The sequence below is a fragment of the Bacillus sp. EU52 genome (assembly GCF_037964975.1).
Taxonomy (GTDB): Bacteria; Bacillota; Bacilli; order Bacillales; family Bacillaceae; genus Bacillus; species Bacillus subtilis.
The window spans coordinates 2830484-2848361 of sequence record NZ_CP150177.1; the positions used below are offsets into that span (position 1 = coordinate 2830484).

Below are 17878 nucleotides of genomic sequence, written 5' to 3' on the forward strand. Positions count from 1 at the left end.
AGCAACAGCGTGAATACATATAAAAAATAGGACATGCTGACGAGAGGAGGACCGTTTTCGTGAATCAATCTTATATCACTATTTTTTTCAGAACCCTCTTTGTCATATCAATGACCGCAGGGTCGATAGCTGCGGCCTATTATTCGTTTCCGTTAACTTATCCGTTCCTGATCGCCCTTATTCTTTCATCGGTGATTCATCCTGTTGTCGATTATTTGGACAAAGTGACAGGATTCCCCCGAACGATAAATGTTCTGGGCGTTCTTGCTTTTTTTCTGCTCGCAGCCTTCGGCGTGCTCACCATTCTGGTAGCCGAAATCGTAACGGGAACAGCCTATCTAGCAAAAACGCTGCCTCCGCATATCAGCACGTTTATTTCATATTGCGAAAAATTGTTTACAACTCATATTCAGCCGCTCTATAACGAGTTAACTCTTTTGTTTCAAGAATTGGAAACGAACCAGCAGGCTTCCATCGTCACTCATATCCAGACACTCGGTGATTCGGCCGCTAAAAATGCCGGACTCCTGCTGTCCCACATTCTAGAGATGATCCCGAGATTTTTCGCTCTTCTTCCCAATACGGCGGCGGTTCTGATTTTTTCTCTTCTGGCAACCTTTTTTATGACAAAGGATTGGCATAAGCTGAAAGCCATGCTTGTTTTAATTCTGCCGGATCGTGTGACAGCTAACAGCAAAGCGATCAGCAGCGAATTAAAAAAAGCAATGACTGGTTTTATCAAAGCACAAGCCGTCCTCGTTTTCATCACGATGGTGATTGTATTTATCGGCCTTTCTCTCTTAAAGGTTGAACACGCCGCAACAATTGCTTTTTTAATCGGGCTTGTAGATCTTCTCCCTTACTTAGGTGCCGGCTCCGTATTTGTGCCTTGGATTTTGTATTTATCGATTACGGGCCAGCTGCCCCAAGCGATCGGAATTGGTATCCTGTACCTCGTCGTTCTTATTCAGCGGCAGCTGACAGAGCCCAAGATACTAAGTAAATCTATCGGGATCGATCCGCTGGCAACACTCATCGCCCTGTTTGCCGGCTTTAAATTATTCGGGTTTTTAGGACTGATTGCGGGACCGGCTGTACTCGTCATCATCCAAGCTTTCATCACAACAGGCGCATTAAAAGAAATATGGTCCTATATCACCGTTCAGCAAAAATAAAACGGCAGCCGTTTTTTCATGGCTGCCGTTTTTTATTTGATGATGATCCGCTTATTCTTCGACATACCTCTCAGCCATTTGAACAGAATCGGCTTACACCAGCCGCGGGTAAACGGGATAAGAAGACAGGCGCCGGCCAAATCTGATAAAAAGCCCGGAAGCATCAGCAATAGACCGCCAATGAAAATGCACAGACCGTCAGCAATCGCTTCTCCCGGCATTTTGCCATATTGAAGATCACGCTGAACCTTATAATACACTTCGGTTCCTTGTTTTTTTGCAGCTGCTGCGCCGATAATGCCAGTCATAATCATGAATAGAACTGTCGGTAAAATGCCAATCAGCTTGCCTAAAAATAGGAATATGCCGATTTCTATTGCCGGAAACACAATAAAAAGCAAAAACAAAAATCTCATATCCAAGCCCCCCACACGTGTAACACGTTCTGTTCAACAAAAGGCATGATAAAGAGAAAAGGAAGGGATTCCCCTTCCGTTTTCACCTGTAATTAAAGAACGCTCGCACGGCCTTGATAGACTGCGCCTCTGGAAGCGTCAACTGTAATATCCTGGCCATCTGTCAAAATAGATGTCGCATTTTCCAGACCCACGATAACCGGGATGCCAAGGCTTAATCCGACTACCGCAGCATGGCTAGTCAAGCCGCCTTCTTCTGTAATAAGAGCAGACGCTTTTTCAAGGGATGCAATCATATCACGGTCAGTGCTTTTGGTAACAAGTACCGCACCGTCAGTCATTTTTTGCTCAGCTTCTTTTGCATTTTGTGCAACGACAACCGGACCGTAAGCTGATTTGCGTCCAATGCCTTGGCCTTTAGCGATGATATCGCCGACAGTATGAACCTTCATTAAGTTCGTAGTGCCGGACTCACCGACAGTGCCTGCTGTAATAACGATAAGATCGCCGTGTTTTACAATTCCGCTGTTCAATGATTTTTGGACAGCATCCTCAAGCATCTCATCTGTTGAGCTCGCATTTTGGCCGCTTTCCGCGAATACGCCAGATACGAGGGCAAGCTTTCTGGAAATAGAGTCATTTACAGTAACCGCAACAATCGGAGCCTGCGGACGGTATTTTGCAATCATGCGTGCTGTATGGCCGCTTTCTGTCGGCGTCACGATCGCAGCAGCATTCAGGTTAATCGCCGTATGCGCGACAGATTGTCCAATTGCGTCTGTAATTGTCATGCCCACTTGGTCTCTGCGTTTTGAGAGAATTTCTTTATAATTTAATGCTTCTTCAGAACGGGACGCGATGTTATGCATTGTTTGAACTGCTTCAACCGGATAGCTTCCGGCAGCAGTTTCACCAGAAAGCATGATCGCATCTGTTCCGTCGAAGATCGCGTTTGCAACGTCACTTGCTTCCGCACGAGTCGGACGCGGGTTGCGCTGCATGCTGTCAAGCATTTGTGTTGCTGTAATAACAGGTTTGCCCAGCGCGTTGCATTTTTTGATCAGTTCTTTTTGCACAAGCGGCACTTCTTCAGCTGGAATTTCCACACCTAAGTCTCCGCGCGCAACCATTAAGCCGTCAGACACTTCGAGAATCGCATCGATGTTGTCAACGCCCTCTTGGTTTTCGATTTTAGGGATGATTTGAATATCCTGAGCGTTGTGCTCTTCAAGAAGCTCACGGATTTCGAGCACATCCGTGGAACGTCGAATGAAAGATGGTGCGATGAAGTCTACTCCTTGCTCAATACCGAAAACGATGTCTCGCGCATCCTTTTCAGTAATCCCCGGAAGATTGACACTTACGCCTGGTACGTTAACACCTTTTTTATTTTTGAGTGTTCCGTTGTTTAATACTTTTGTTTTGATTTCGCGTTTAGCGGCATCTACATCAAGTACCTCAAGACCGATAAGGCCGTCATCTAACAGAATCGTTGAACCTTGTTCAACGTCATGGACTAAACCTTCATATGTCACTGAAATTTTATCTGTTGTTCCTACAACCTCGTCCATTGAAATAATGAGCTCTTTGCCTGTTTCAAGCTCAATACCGCCGTTTTCCATTGTATGTGTGCGGATTTCAGGACCTTTTGTATCAAGCAGAATTCCAACGTTCTTGCCAAGTTTTTTGCTTGCTTCGCGGATATTTTTAATTCTTGCACCGTGCTCCTCAAAATCTCCGTGAGAAAAGTTTAATCGAGCCACGTTCATTCCTGACTCCATTAATTTCGTAAGCATTTCAATACTTTCACTTGCCGGACCGATGGTACAAACTATTTTAGTTTTTCTCATTTGGTTCACTTCCTTCTGAAATCTTCAGCCTTCAGCTGTACATTAGATAGACAGTTCTTTTGAAAGCTGATACATGTTTTGCTCAACTGTGTGTTTTGTCTCAAGTATTTCTATAATATCATGGTCTACAAGCTTATTGTTTTGTATACCTACACAGCGTCCGCCTTTTCCTTCAAGCAGCAGTTCAACTGCATATGCGCCGAGACGGCTTGCTAACACACGGTCAGCAGCACTCGGAGAACCTCCGCGCTGGATATGGCCCAATACAGATACCCTAGTTTCAAGATTTGTTTCTTCTTCAATGCGTTTCCCGAATTCAACACCGCTGCCTACACCTTCGGCAACAATAATAATACTGTGCTTCTTGCCGCGTTCGTGGCCGCGTTTTAAGCGGGCAATGATTTCGTGCATGTCATAGTCTGCCTCAGGGATTAAGATCGATTCTGCGCCCCCTGCAAGACCAGCCCACAATGCGATATCGCCGGCATGACGGCCCATTACTTCGATTACATATGTACGTTCATGAGAAGTCGCTGTATCGCGAATCTTATCAATTGCGTCAATTACTGTATTTAAAGCTGTATCGAAACCGATTGTAAAATCAGTGCCCGGAATGTCATTATCAATTGTACCCGGTACACCTACACATGGAAACCCGTGTTCCGTTAATTTTTTCGCACCCATATAGGAACCGTCTCCGCCGATAACAACAAGGCCTTCAATACCAAGCTTCTTCAAGTTTGCTATCCCTTTTTCACGGCCTTCAACTGTTTTGAATTCAGGACATCTCGCCGTATAAAGCTTAGTCCCTCCACGATGTATAATATCGCCTACTGATCCGAGTTCAAGCTTTTCAATCTTTCCGCTGATCAATCCCGCGTATCCGTTGTAAATACCGTAAACTTCAACGTCATGATAGATCGCTTTTCTGACTACTGCGCGAACTGCTGCGTTCATTCCCGGGGAATCCCCGCCGCTCGTTAATACCCCTATACGTTTCATTCTCCATTCACCTCAGCAACATATATGATTAAACATAACATGATCATTGCCCTAAAAACAATGAAAAGGGATCTCCATCCTCCCTATGAAACCTTACCTATTATACAATTAAATAAATTGTTTTTAAATAAAATTTAAGGAATGTCACAAAAAATAAACGTGAGCCAAAGGCTTCACGTTTATTTAGTTTACCCCGATATATTGATCTTCAACCGAGACTTTGCCAATTGCTTTATATTTTTCATAGCGCTGCTGAACTAATTCTTCTTCGCTCAGCTTCAGCAAAGTTTTTAACGATTGTTTAAGGGTTTCGTCCATATAGCTTGCCTGCAGCTTCACATCATGGTGCGCTCCGCCTTTTACTTCTTTAATCATATGATCTATAATACCTAATTCTTTTAAATCCGGCGCAGTGATTTTCATTGTTTCCGCTGCTTTTTTAGCAAGACTGGAGTCCTTCCATAAAAGTGCCGCGGCACCTTCCGGAGAAATAACAGAATAAGTAGAGTTTTCCAGCATATGCAAGTGATTGCCTACACCCAGACCAAGGGCTCCGCCGCTTCCGCCTTCACCGATGACGATGCAGATAACAGGCACTCGAAGGCCGGCCATCTCAAACAGGTTTTTGGCAATAGCTTCACTTTGTCCTCTTTCTTCAGCTGCTCGTCCAGGGTATGCCCCCTTCGTATCAATAAAACAGATAATTGGTCTGTTAAATTTGTCAGCCTGTTTCATCAGACGAAGCGCTTTTCTGTAGCCTTCTGGATGCGGCATCCCAAAATTGCGGACTAGGTTTTCCTTCGTGTCTTTGCCGCGCTGATGCCCGATTACCGTTACAGGGAGGCCGTGGAACTTCGCAATCCCGCCGACAATGGCTTCATCGTCCCCGTACGCTCTGTCTCCGTGACATTCAAAAAAGTCGGTAAACAGGTGTTCGATATAATCAAGAGTTGTCGGACGGTCCGCCAGACGCGCGATTTGAACCCGGTCCCATGGCTTCAGATTTTTGTAAATATCATCCTGAAGCTTAGCGAGACGGTCTTCGAGCCGTTCGATTTCCGCACTTAGATCCATATCGGAATCTTGAGTGAATTTTTTTAGTTCTGCGATTTTGGTTTGCAGTTCAATCACCGGTTTTTCAAATTCTAATCTTGGAGCCACTCAATGTCACCTCCTGTTTGATGCATATCCAGCAGATTTTCTAACGTTTTTTTCATATCGTCGCGATGAATAACCGCATCAAGCTGTCCATGTTTTAATAAAAATTCAGCCGTTTGGAAGTCCTCAGGCAGTTTTTCTCCTATTGTCTGTTCAATAATCCGTCTTCCGGCAAAACCGATCAGCGCGCCAGGCTCAGCGAAATTGTAATCGCCAAGGGATGCAAAGCTTGCTGATACGCCCCCGGTAGTCGGATGCGTCATTACTGAAATAATAAGACCCTGTTCTTCACTGAACAGTTTTAACGCAGAGCTTGTCTTAGCCATCTGCATCAAACTTAATACGCCTTCCTGCATTCTAGCGCCGCCTGAAGCCGTAAAAATAATAAACGGAACTTTATCAGCTTTTGCTTTTTCAATCGCAAGCGTGATTTTTTCACCGACGACTGAACCCATGCTGCCCATTCTGAATGAAGAATCCATGACGGCGACTACAGCCGGGCGTCCGCCGATGGTGCCCTTGCCTGTCACAACAGCCTCGTTTAAGGATGTTTTCTCGCGATCTTTTTCAAGCTTTTCCAGATATCCCGGGAAACCAAGCGGATTTTCCGAGAGCATTCCCTGATTGAATTCCTCAAAGGATTTTTCATCCATCAAGCTTTCGATACGCTGTTTTGCGTTCATTGGGAAATGATAATCGCAGTTCATGCATACCCGCATATTTTTATCCAACTCTTTAGTGAGCATGATTTTTTTACACTTAGGACATTTTGTCATAATGCCTTCCGGAACATCGTGCTTCGCTTGATCAGATGGTACGGAAGCATACTTTTTCTTTTTCGTGAATATATCCTTTAACAAATGATTACCTCCCTTTTGTGAAGGGTTCTCTTCACCGCATGTCATCAAACAGATAGACTTGCTAATAACTTTACCGAAACTATTGTACTTTTTTTGTCAAACGCTGTCATCCTCAATTCGACAACTTTTTATTCGATGACGTGCTCGGAAAGGCTTGTATGAAATCAGATAAGGTGTTGAAACGACAAGGTTGACAGCGCATTCAAAAATAATGTTAAACCCGGCTGAAATTTTTTTAAGGCTAACCCCCTAAAAAAATTTCAGCCGTCAGTTTAACTTGAGAACAGCGCGTCGGTCTCCGCCAACGCGCTGCCATTTTTGGAATGAATTAAAATTATTCACCAATAATCGTAAGTTTTCTTGTTTTTTCTGCGACTTCCTCAGGGTCAACAGTGATTCTTGCAACACCTGTTTCCATCGCAGCTTTTGCCACAGCCTTCGCAACAGCAGGCGCAACACGTTTATCAAACGGTGCAGGGATGACATAGTCTGCGCTAAGCTCATCTTCTGAAACCAGTGAAGCAATGGCTTCAACCGCTGCGATTTTCATTTCCTCGTTAATATGAGTGGCACGCACATCAAGTGCTCCGCGGAAAATACCAGGGAATGCAAGAACATTGTTTACTTGGTTCGGGAAGTCAGAACGGCCAGTTCCGATAACGCTTGCTCCGGCTTCACGCGCATCTTCCGGCATGATTTCCGGATTTGGATTTGCCATTGCAAAGATAATTGGATCTTTTGCCATGCTTTGAACCATTTCTTTTGTTAACGCGCCTGCTACAGAGACACCGATAAATACGTCAGCATCAACGATGACATCTTTCAGAGAACCGTCTTTGCGATCTTGGTTCGTGAACTTCGCCACTTCATTTTTGACATCATTCATGCCGTTCGGGCGCCCTTCATAAATGGCCCCTTTAGAATCGCACATCACAATGTCGCGAACGCCATAATGATGAAGAAGCTTGATAATCGCAATGCCAGCCGCACCCGCGCCGTTTGCGACAACTTTAATGGATGACATGGATTTTCCAGACAGTTTCAGCGCGTTCACAAGACCTGCTACGGTTACAATGGCAGTACCGTGCTGATCATCATGGAAAACCGGGATGTTTGTTTCTTTTTTGAGGCGCTCTTCAATGATAAAGCAGTTTGGCGCTGCAATATCTTCAAGGTTGACGCCGCCAAATGTTGGTTCCAGCAATTTTACAGTTTCAACGATTTTATCAACATCGTTTGTGTTTAAAGCAATCGGGAACGCATCTACGCCCGCAAAGCTTTTGAAAAGAACTGCTTTCCCTTCCATAACAGGAAGCGCCGCTTCAGGGCCGATGTTTCCAAGGCCAAGCACAGCTGTACCGTCAGTTACAACTGCTACCATGTTCCCCTTCATTGTATAATCATATACTTTGTTAATGTCTTCATGAATATCCTTACACGGTTCTGCAACACCCGGAGAATACGCGAGGCTTAGATCTTTCGCATTTCTGACCTCTACTTTTGATTTAGACTCCAGTTTCCCCTGGTTGACTTTATGCAGGTGTAATGCTTCTTCTCTTAATGACATTCTCCTAAACACTCCTTATGGATATTTTTTGATTCGTATACTGCTGCGTTGATTGCTGCATTCTGCGGAGTAAATCTATCTGAATATTTAAACAGGATCACATAATTGCTCCAATTGTATAACAAAAAGCGAATCGTTACCACTGTTTTAAAACGACGTTTTTTTGACCCAACAGCTCTTTTAAGCGATATAACACCTGGTGATCTGCATTGATATGGAACGACTCAGGTAGCTTAATCGTCTGTTTTTGCCTTTCATAATAGAGATAAACGCCTGTTTCCCCTTTATGCTCCAGCAAAATGCGCTTAATCTTTGCCAGGATCTCCTGGCTGTGCTGACTGCTTTCTATTTTTATATAAACCGATGGCGCTTTTTCTGCATCCATATTTTCTAATAATTCTGCCCGGGACATGATGAATTGGATCTTATCTTGTCTAACTTCACATTTCCCCGCAGTGAACAAAAGAGCGCCTTCTCTTAAAACGGGAGAAAGCTGTCTGAATTGTTCAGGGAAGACTACGGCTTCCATCTCGCCGGTTTCATCACTGAGCGTTAAAAACGCCATGTTTTGACCTGTTTTCGTCCGAATCGTTTTGATCTTCGACAGCAGAACGCCTAGTGAAAGCTGCCTTTTGACTGCCCGCTGAGCCTGCAGAATGGAGACTGCTCCTTGCGCAGTGAGCTGTTTTCGGAAGGCGGAGAGGGGATGATTTGAAAAATAAATGCCAAGCGTTTCCTTTTCAAACGCAAGTAAATCCACCAGAGGAAGCTCCTCCGTCTCCACATACTTCGGCTTAATTGAAAACGATTCATCTAAAAACAATCCCATTTGGTCATCGTCCGCGGCGAATAGCTCAGCATGTTCCAAAGCAACATCAATGGATGCGAGCAGCGTGGCCCGGTTTTGGCCGAATTCGTCCATCGCACCAGAAAAGATAAGTGCTTCAAGCATTTTGCGATTTACGCTTTTTGACGGCACGCGAAAGCAGAAATCGAAAAGATCTTCAAATGGTTTCTCTTTTCTTGCTTTATATATATCTTTGACTGCTGAGACGCCTACACTTTTTATCGCGCGGAGGCTGTATCTGACAGATCCGTTTTCAACTGTAAACGGAAAACTGCTTTTATTCACTGACGGAGGAAGGATACGAATCCCGCTCCCCTTTGCTTCGTAAAGATATTGAGAGATTTTATCCTCATTGCCAATGACGCTTGTCAGCAATCCGCACATAAAATATAACGGATAATGAGCTTTCAAATACGCAAGCTGGCACCCGATCATGCTGTATGCCACCGCATGGCTTCGGTTAAAGCCATAGTTTGCGAATTTGACGATTAAATCGTAGACCTCATTTGCAGTGTCTACAGAATACTCCTTTTTTAAGCACCCTTCAACAAAATGGCTTCGCTCTCTGTCCAGGATTTCTTTTTTCTTTTTGCTGACCGCCCTTCTCAATAGGTCCGCTTCGCCTAAAGAAAACCCCGCCATACGGGAAGCAATCATCATAATTTGTTCCTGATACACAATGACGCCATATGTATCTTCCAAAATGCTCCTTAAATCTTCATGAGGATAGTGAACAGGCGCCCGGCCGTGTTTACGGTCGATAAATAACGGAATATTTTCCATCGGACCCGGCCGGTACAGTGCATTGACCGCCACAATATCTTCTAGGCCCGAAGGTTTCAGCCGTTTCAAGACGCTTCTCATCCCTGCAGATTCAAGCTGGAAAATGCCTGTCGTATCCCCTTTTGACAGCAAGGAGAACGTTTTGTCATCGCTGTAGGAAATACTTGAAAGATCTATTTTAATATTTTCTTCTTTTTCAATCATTGAAGTGATGGATTCAATAAGTGTCAGATTCCTCAAACCTAAGAAATCCATTTTTAAAAGGCCCAAGTCTTCAAGATGGTCCATCGCGTATTGCGTTAAATAGATCCCTTCATGCCCTTCTTGAAGCGGAACAACATCTGTTAACGGTTCTTCACTCAGGACAACGCCCGCTGCGTGGGTTGATGCATGCCTTGGCAGCCCTTCTATTTTCCGGGCAATTGAATAGACTTGCTGAAGCAGGCTTGACTCCCGAAGCCGCTTATCCAGCTGCGGTGACTGCTGTCTCGCTTCATCCAGCTTCATTCCCGGTCTTGAAGGAATGAGTTTTGCAAGCTGATCTGCCTCCTTCGGGCTGACGCCGAATACTCTGCCGACGTCCCGGAGCGCCGCCTTTGCCGCAAGTGTTCCAAAGGTGATAATCTGTGCGACGTGCATCGCACCGTATTTCTGCTGAACATATTGAATGACTTCATCCCTTCTAGTATCGGGAAAGTCAATATCAATATCCGGCATGCTGACGCGTTCGGGATTTAAAAATCTTTCAAACAGAAGGTGATGCTTAATCGGGTCAACATCTGTGATATACAGCACATATGCCACAAGAGAACCCGCCGCAGAACCTCTTCCCGGTCCTGTAACAATCCCTTTTTCATGGGCGTGCTTCATAAAATCCCACACGATCAGAAAGTAATCGCTGAACTTCATCCGCTTGATGACATCAAGCTCATATTGAAGACGGCGAAGGTATCGTTCATCAGGCTTGCCGAAACGGCTGCGGAGTCCCTCCATACAGATATCCGTTAAATAATCATCAGCGGACGTTCCGTCTGGGGTCGGAAAAGACGGTAGACGGGTCTGCCCGAGACTGACGTCAACCCGGCATTGTTCCGCGATCTCTACAGAAGCTTGCAGTGCCTCGGGATGCTCTCGATAAATGTTTTGCATTTCTTCGAGTGGTTTCAAATCGAGATCAGGCAAATCTTCAGCGGGTGCATCCGTCAGTTTTTCCCCCGCTTTAATCGCTTTCAAACAAAGGTAGGCAGCCTTATCTTCCTTCCTTATGTAATGCACATCGCCTGTGGCCGTAACAGGGATACCCGTTTCTTCTGATAGCTTTAGAATCTGCGCAGACAAGACTTGATTCCCTTTAAAAGGCTGATAGGAGAAATAAAAAGCTCCCTTTCCGAATATAGACTGAAATTCCAGCGAGGCTTGAGCAGCCTGTTCGAACAGCCCTCCTTCAAGAAGCGTTTCAATATATCCTTTTTCGCCGGGCGTTATTGCGATAATCCCTTCTCGATAACTGTGAAGCCATTTCGTCTTCAGTCCGCCTTTTGATTTAGATTGCAGAACGCTGCTGATTTTCAGCAGGTTTTGATAGCCTGTATTTGATTTTGCCAGCAGGACGAGCGGGTATGCTTCAAGCTCGCTGTCATCTGTAAAAACAGAAGCCGTCAAACCGATTATTGGGTTGATCCCTCTCGCCTTGCAAGCTTTATAAAATTGAATAGCTCCGTACATGACATGATCATCTGTCAGCGCCAAAGACGCATATCCGAGCCTGTCAGCTTCACTGACGAGCTCTTCCACAGCCGCGGCGCTGTTTAGCAGGCTATACCCGCTATGCACTTGCAGGTGAACAAAAGACATGCTATCACCTCTTTCTCATTACGATTCATTTCTTCCCTCATTATAAGGGCGGTTTCCAAAAGAAACAAATGTTCTTTTTTGACTCATCATCATACTTGTCCTGAAAGCTCAATATGATATAAAAGGTGAGGTGATAAAGATGGATCAGGAAGCAGGATTTATGGTGAATTTTATCAATAGCTACTTCATTGCGTTAGGGGTGCTGATCGGGGGCGCACTCATTGGGGGGCTCGGAGCATACTTGGCAGGCGAACCCCCGCTTACAGCCATTACAAAGCTTGCCAACCGGTTAAAAATATGGGCGCTTGTCGCAGCTATCGGAGGCACCTTTGATGCGGTATACAGCTTTGAACGCGGCATACTCGAAGGCAATACGAGAGATATCTTTAAACAGCTTCTTTTAATTATTTCGGCCATGGGAGGCGCGCAAAGCGGCTGGCTTATTATATCATGGCTGACCCAGGAGCATCTTTCTTCATGAGGGTCCCCCAGCATTACAAAAAACCGGGATGGCAGCGTTTTTTCGCGGGAATGATGTGCGGAGCCGTAATTAGCTGGTTCTTTTTCCTGTTTACTTACGGAACATTCCAAGAGGAGCAGGTCAGCCTCATCGAAAAGCAAAAAGAGCATGTAAAAGACTTGAACAATCAAATTTCGATCTATCAGGAAGACCTCCATAAACTGAATGAAGATAATAAAAGAAAACTGCTAATTCAAAGCGTCAGCGTCAAATTGCTGAATGGGGATAAATATAAAATATCACAGCCGGATAAAACGAAATTCGAGGAGCATGTAAAGGATGATATTTCAGAGGTGATTACAAAAGACATAGAGAGCGTCTATCAAACAAAGGATCTCTTGAAGCGGACAATTGAAAATAAAGTCTATATGATCAATGAAAAAAAATACGAGGCAACCGTCAGAGAATTGATTATTTATACGAGGCTGACAGTGGAACTTGAAATATCTTTCGCCACATAATTATGGATTTTTTTCAAATTCTCCAAACTTCTGTCGCTTTTTCCCATTCTTTTTTATAAACTATATGTGAGGCTTAATGGCGAAAGGAAGGAGGAAGGGAAATGGAGGTTTACAGTGACCGTCAGTTAGCAAAAGATCAAGCAGCCCGTCTCAGACAAGGTTTTTCTGCATATGCCGAAACAAACTCACTCGCTTCCCTCATCAAAAAAGAACTTCAATCACACAATCTCCAAGTCTACGAGGACCTTACTGATTTCGGCTGCTGGTTCATCCCCGTCACAGATGAACACTAAGAGAGAGGGTCTCCCCTCTACTCGTGTTCTTTACATAATGTTTCCAGATCAGCTAAAATCCGATCGGCTTCATCCCAGCTGTAAATAGAGGCGCCTGAAGCTAACGGATGCCCTCCGCCGTTATATTTCCGGGCAAGTCCGTTAATGACAGGCCCCTTCGAACGGAATCTGACTCTGATTTGATCGTCTTCTTCTACGAAAAACACCCAGGCGCGAATACCTGAGATATTGCCAAGCGTCCCGACAAGCTGCGACGCTTCAGAAGCCGTTGTGCCGAATTTTTCAAGCGTATCCTTTTTGATGAAAACAGAAGCCGCCCCGTTTTCGGACAAAGACACATTTTGAAAGATAAAGCCGTTAAGCTTCACCACATTCAGTTTTGTTTCATACAATTGATTAAATAACTCTGAGGAAGAGAATGGATACTGAATGAGCTCGCCTGCATATTTTAATGTTTTTTCCGTGGTATTCGGAAATAAAAAGCGTCCGGTATCTCCAACAATGCCGGCGTAGATCAGCTCTGCCGCTTTCGTATTCAGCTTCCAGCCGTGCTCTTTTCCTTCTAAATACAGCTCGTAAATCATTTCACTTACTGAGCTGGCGCTTGTATCGACCCAGAGAAGGTCACCGTATGGATCTTCGTTCGGATGGTGGTCGATTTTCATTAGTTTGGCGCCTGAAGGATAACGCTGATCGTCTATTCTTTCCTGATTTGCCGTATCGCAGACAATGACAAGTGCGCCTTCATATGTTTCATTGTCCACCTCATCAAGGGAATATAAGAAAGAGAGGGACGGTTCAGGCGTGCCGACCGCAAAAATATTTTTTTCAGGATATGTTTCACGCAGGATTTCCGTAAGCCCGCACTGTGATCCGTAGGCATCCGGATCAGGACGCACATGTCTATGTAAGATAATCGTGTCATATAATGATATGGTTCTGATCAATTCTGTTTTCATTTGATACTCCTTTATTGTTTTTATTCATTAAATCACATTCTCTGCCGACGGAAAAGAAAAATAACGTCAAAACCAAGCCCGTTTTTGTATAAAATGGGTTTGTAAACTTTTACGATGGAGGATTTCATTTATGCTGGTTCTTGTTTTTTTGATTGGGCTTTCAGCCTGCTTTTATGTGTACTATAAAGTAAAAGGCGTACGGGCAAAGCCATCTTTGGCAAAAGAAATATGTTCAGCAAAATCAAGCATGGCCTTAGGGTCACTAGTCCTGTTCTACGGGCTTAACCAAATGATATTATTCCATTCAGTATTAACGTTAGTAATCGGCGGTATCTTTATCGTCATAGGAGCAGGAAGCGCTTGGGCAGGTTATAAAGCCTTCAGGCATTACAATCCCCTTCACGCCAAAGAAGCTGAAAGAGATCACGCATAAGGGGCGCCTGAACGTCCCTTAGCTTCTTTCCATCAGCTGAACCATCAGCATCGCTTTAGACACGATATGACCTTGGCTGTGCACTTCCACTTCCATTTTCCCGAACTTTCTGCCAGCCTCCAAGATGCGAGGTTTGACTTCGATGACTGATTCCATCTGCACAGGCTTCAAAAAGAAGATGGTGATGCTCTCTATGACGAGTTCGCCGCGTTTTTTCGAGCGCAAAAATCGGTTTGCCGCTTGCGTCAAAATGGTCGTAAATACGCCATAAGAAATGGTTCCAAGCTGATTTGTCATTTGCGGCGTGACTTCATACTCGTAAACCGTTTGATCTTCTTTATCATCACCCTCATCTTTAAACCCCCTTGAAACGATATCATCAAGCTTCTCCCCGACCTGCGGCTGCTTTTGAATCATTTGAAGAGCTTTCAATACGTCTTGGCGGCTGATCATGCCGATGAGTTTTTGGTGGCCGTCAGTGACGGGAAGCACTTCGATCCCTTCCCATACCATCATTTGCGCAGCTGAAGCGACAGATGTTTTCCCAATAACCGTGACGGGATTTTTGGTCATAACTTTTTCTATAGATGCATTTCGGTCATGGCCAGCAATATCTTTTGATGTCAGAATGCCATGGATTTTCATTTGATCGTCGACAACCGGGAAGCGGCCGTGCCCCGTTTCAAAATTTTTCTCATACCATTTTTCAAGTTTATCCTTAGGCGAAAGATATACCGTGCGGTCAGCAGGTGTTAGGATGTCCTCCACCAAAACAATTTCTTTTTTGATCAGCTGGTCATATATTGCCCGGTTAATCATCGCGGCAACTGTAAAGGTGTCATAGCTCGTGGATAAAATCGGCAGTTCAAGCTCATCTGCCAGCTGCACAATGCTGTCATCCGTGTTAAAGCCCCCGGTCACCAATACGGCCGCGCCCGCTTCAAGCGCCTGCCTGTGTGCATTGATTCTGTTTCCGACAATCAAAAGATTCCCCGCTGCGGTGTAACGCATCATCGCGTCAAGCTCCATTGCGCCGATGACGAATTTATTCAATGTCTTATGGAGCCCTGCCCTGCCTCCGAGCACTTGTCCGTCTATAACATTTACAACCTCTGCATAGGTAAGCTTTTCAATGTTCTCTTTTTTCTTTTGTTCAATTCTGATTGTGCCCACACGTTCAATCGTGCTGACAAACCCTTTATTCTCTGCTTCCTTGATCGCTCTGTACGCGGTTCCTTCACTTACTTTCATTTCCTTTGCAATTCTTCGGACAGAAATTTTTTCACCGACAGGCAGTGAATCGATATACGTTAAAATTTGTTCATGCTTCGTTGCCAAGCCTTTCACCTCTAAGGACAGTCTTCTTGTTTTTATTATAAGGTTTCAAAGGATTTATACGCAATGAGGCTGGAAAATAAAAAAGAAGCCCGACCGGCTTCTTACAGCGTTGATTTCGTTCCAGTCAAGCGCAAGGACCACGTGATTCCTTTTACATCTTAAAGCGGAAAAACCTTTATTTTTCTTTTAAATGGACATCAACCGCTGTCTTAACAATATTTCGATTCCCTATTTTAGATAAAACAAATAAAACTGCGGATAGCCATATCGCCCCTATGGCCGTATAGATCAATGGATAAACAGCTGTGTTTGCGATCCATTCATTTATTAATGTCCTGGCATTTACCAGAATAATAAATCCTCCTACAAGCACACCCATCAATTGCGGATGAAACTTCTGCACCAGCCATGCTGCGATAGGGGCAGCGATAATTCCGCCGGCCATTAGTGAAAACACCCATAACCAATTGACGTCCTCCCATCCTAATGAAATAAGAAAACCGGCGGTTGCAGATACGGCGATGGCAAATTCACTTGTGTCTACAGTCCCGACAACTTTCCTCGGGCTCAAGCCTTTGCGGGATAATAAAATCGGAGTGGTCACCGGTCCCCAGCCGCCTCCGCCTGTGGCATCTGCAAAACCAGCGATCACGCCCAATGGGATGGATTGTTTTCGGTTTAACGGCACATGCTTCTTCTCAAGAGCCGGCTTATATTGAAATAAAAACCTGATCAATACATATCCGCCCAGAAGGAGCAAAAACAAAGAAATATAGGGTTTCGCCACATCTCCCGGTAATTGGCTGAGGAATGCCGCGCCTAAAAAAGCGCCTATAGAGCCGGGAATGACAAGCTGATAAACGGTTTGTTTGTCAACATTGCCAAATTTAATATGCGACACTCCCGATGCGGCAGTCGTTACGACTTCCGCTAAATGGACAGAAGCCGAAGCCACAGCAGGTGTGATGCCAAACGCCAATAACAAAGAAGTTGAGGTAACCCCATAAGCCATACCTAACGAACCGTCTATTAACTGCGACAATAAACCAATAAATGCAAAAACGATTAATTTCTTCATCAGAACACCCCATCTATATCAATCAGATATTTTTGACTCTTCATTCGAATCTAACAATCTCTTGGCGCTTTCATATAAAAAATAAGAGGCTTTGATAATGGCAGTTTCATCAATTGTAAATGCAGGGTGGTGCCAATCATGATCACCGTCTGTTCCAAAAAACGCAAAGGATCCCGGAATATGCTCAAGATAATAAGCAAAATCTTCCCCCGCGGTTGATGGGTCGGGATCAATGACTTGAAGTTTCGCTTTATGCGCAGCGTCTCGCACCAGCCCCGTAATTGCCTCATCATTACAAAGCGGCGGCGGTCCGGAATGCCACTTCACATTTGCCTTTAACGAGAATGCGGCAGAAATCTGCTCTGCGACTGCCAAAAAACGCTGTTTCACTTGATCACGAACCTCTGAATCAAATGTACGAACAGTGCCCTCAATGACCACTGTATCCGGAATGACATTCCAAGTGCTGCCGCCGTTGATTTTCCCTACGGTTAAAATCGCGCTTTGCAGCGGGTTTACATTTCTGCTTACAATCGTTTGCAGGGCGACAATAAGCTGAGAGGCGCCGACAATTGGATCAAAACCATTATGCGGCAATGCTGCATGAGCACCTTTCCCTTCTATCTCTACTTTAAATCGGTCAACAGCAGCCATAAGCGGGCCTGTTTTTAACCCTACACTCCCAACCGCGATATCCGGTTTATTATGAAGTCCAATAACCGCATCAATGCCATCCAGTTGGCCGTCCTCTATCACTTTTGCAGCGCCTGCACCCGCTTCCTCTGCCGGCTGAAATAATAAACGAATCTTCCCTTTCAGACTGTCTTGATTTTCCTTCAATAAAAAGGCCGCACCAAGAAGCGCTGCCGTATGAAAATCATGACCGCACGCATGCATGATCCCTTTATGTTTAGACGCATAAGGCAATCCTGTTTTTTCTTCAATTGGCAAGGCGTCAATATCAGCCCTCAAAGCAATCGCCGGACCTTCTGACTCCCCTGCTATGTCTGCGAACACACCCGTTTTTAGAGCAGTAGGCCGAATCTGTATCCCCTTTTCTTTAAGGCATTTTTTTATAAAAGCAGTTGTTTCAAATTCTTCTTTTGACAGTTCAGGATATTGGTGCAGGTGCCGGCGAATGCCGATGAGCTGCTTTTCTAGCGTTGAGAGATTTACGGGATTAGACTCCTCTTTCAACGTCAGGATGTCATTTCCTGTAGTCTGATATGGATAGGAGCCTTCTATATTTCTCCAATAATCCAAAGACATATGTACCGCTCCTTT

Annotated in this window: 16 protein-coding genes; 5 read left to right on the forward strand and 11 right to left on the reverse strand. The window is 44.7% G+C overall.

The window, feature by feature from the left end:
- Positions 1–59 precede the first annotated feature (59 nt).
- Positions 60–1175, forward strand: a complete 1116-nt coding sequence (gene ytvI / locus NSU05_RS14560; protein WP_004399115.1) for a sporulation integral membrane protein YtvI — start codon at positions 60–62, stop codon at positions 1173–1175.
- A gap of 32 nt (positions 1176–1207) precedes the next feature.
- Here the strand turns inward: ytvI and NSU05_RS14565 are convergent, their stop codons facing one another.
- The 7 genes from NSU05_RS14565 to dnaE form a co-directional block, all read right to left on the reverse strand.
- Positions 1208–1591: an FxsA family protein gene (locus NSU05_RS14565; protein ID WP_038429450.1), complete on the reverse strand. Its 384-nt coding sequence runs from the start codon at positions 1589–1591 to the stop codon at positions 1208–1210.
- Positions 1592–1683: 92 nt separating this feature from the next.
- A complete protein-coding gene (pyk, locus tag NSU05_RS14570; RefSeq protein WP_004398560.1) occupies positions 1684–3441 on the reverse strand; it encodes a pyruvate kinase in 1758 nt (585 codons plus the stop codon).
- 42 nt (positions 3442–3483) lie between these two features.
- A complete protein-coding gene (pfkA, locus tag NSU05_RS14575) occupies positions 3484–4443 on the reverse strand; it encodes a 6-phosphofructokinase (protein WP_003229420.1) in 960 nt (319 codons plus the stop codon).
- 183 nt (positions 4444–4626) lie between these two features.
- On the reverse strand, positions 4627–5604 hold the full coding sequence (gene accA / locus NSU05_RS14580) for an acetyl-CoA carboxylase carboxyl transferase subunit alpha (protein WP_003229417.1): 978 nt from the start codon (positions 5602–5604) through the stop codon (positions 4627–4629).
- Positions 5589–6461, reverse strand: coding sequence for an acetyl-CoA carboxylase, carboxyltransferase subunit beta (gene accD / locus NSU05_RS14585; RefSeq protein WP_038429451.1), 873 nt, complete (start codon positions 6459–6461; stop codon positions 5589–5591). Before accD ends, accA begins: the two co-directional genes overlap by 16 nt.
- 334 nt (positions 6462–6795) lie before the next feature.
- Positions 6796–8028, reverse strand: a complete 1233-nt coding sequence (maeB, locus tag NSU05_RS14590) for an NADP-dependent malic enzyme (RefSeq protein WP_014664951.1) — start codon at positions 8026–8028, stop codon at positions 6796–6798.
- A 136-nt stretch (positions 8029–8164) separates the two neighbouring features.
- Complete coding sequence (dnaE, locus tag NSU05_RS14595) at positions 8165–11512, reverse strand: DNA polymerase III subunit alpha (protein WP_038429452.1); 3348 nt, start codon at positions 11510–11512, stop codon at positions 8165–8167.
- 139 nt (positions 11513–11651) lie between these two features.
- Here dnaE and ytrH point away from each other — a divergent pair, with 139 nt between their 5' ends.
- The 3 genes from ytrH to NSU05_RS14610 all read left to right on the forward strand — a co-directional run bounded on the left by ytrH (position 11652) and on the right by NSU05_RS14610 (position 12786).
- On the forward strand, positions 11652–11993 hold the full coding sequence (gene ytrH, locus NSU05_RS14600; RefSeq protein WP_003229410.1) for a sporulation membrane protein YtrH: 342 nt from the start codon (positions 11652–11654) through the stop codon (positions 11991–11993).
- Positions 11990–12493, forward strand: coding sequence for a sporulation membrane protein YtrI (gene ytrI / locus NSU05_RS14605; protein ID WP_003229408.1), 504 nt, complete (start codon positions 11990–11992; stop codon positions 12491–12493). The genes ytrH and ytrI overlap by 4 nt, the downstream gene beginning before the upstream one ends.
- Before the next feature lie 101 nt (positions 12494–12594).
- Positions 12595–12786, forward strand: a complete 192-nt coding sequence (locus NSU05_RS14610) for a hypothetical protein (protein WP_003229407.1) — start codon at positions 12595–12597, stop codon at positions 12784–12786.
- Positions 12787–12803: 17 nt separating this feature from the next.
- Here NSU05_RS14610 and nrnA read toward each other — a convergent pair whose 3' ends face one another.
- On the reverse strand, positions 12804–13745 hold the full coding sequence (gene nrnA, locus NSU05_RS14615; RefSeq protein ID WP_004398971.1) for a bifunctional oligoribonuclease/PAP phosphatase NrnA: 942 nt from the start codon (positions 13743–13745) through the stop codon (positions 12804–12806).
- 130 nt (positions 13746–13875) lie between these two features.
- Here nrnA and NSU05_RS14620 point away from each other — a divergent pair, with 130 nt between their 5' ends.
- Positions 13876–14178, forward strand: a complete 303-nt coding sequence (locus NSU05_RS14620; protein WP_003229401.1) for a YtpI family protein — start codon at positions 13876–13878, stop codon at positions 14176–14178.
- 18 nt (positions 14179–14196) lie between these two features.
- On the opposite strand, the gene NSU05_RS14625 is transcribed toward NSU05_RS14620, so the two are convergent.
- From NSU05_RS14625 to sndA, 3 genes are all read right to left on the reverse strand, one after another.
- Positions 14197–15516 carry a CBS domain-containing protein gene (locus NSU05_RS14625; protein WP_004398641.1) on the reverse strand — a complete coding sequence of 440 codons (1320 nt, stop codon included), beginning with the start codon at positions 15514–15516 and terminating at the stop codon, positions 14197–14199.
- A 175-nt stretch (positions 15517–15691) separates the two neighbouring features.
- Positions 15692–16594, reverse strand: a complete 903-nt coding sequence (locus NSU05_RS14630) for a sulfite exporter TauE/SafE family protein (protein WP_029318234.1) — start codon at positions 16592–16594, stop codon at positions 15692–15694.
- An 18-nt stretch (positions 16595–16612) separates the two neighbouring features.
- Positions 16613–17863: an S-alkyl-N-acetyl-metabolite deacetylase SndA gene (sndA, locus tag NSU05_RS14635; RefSeq protein WP_038429453.1), complete on the reverse strand. Its 1251-nt coding sequence runs from the start codon at positions 17861–17863 to the stop codon at positions 16613–16615.
- Positions 17864–17878 lie beyond the last annotated feature (15 nt).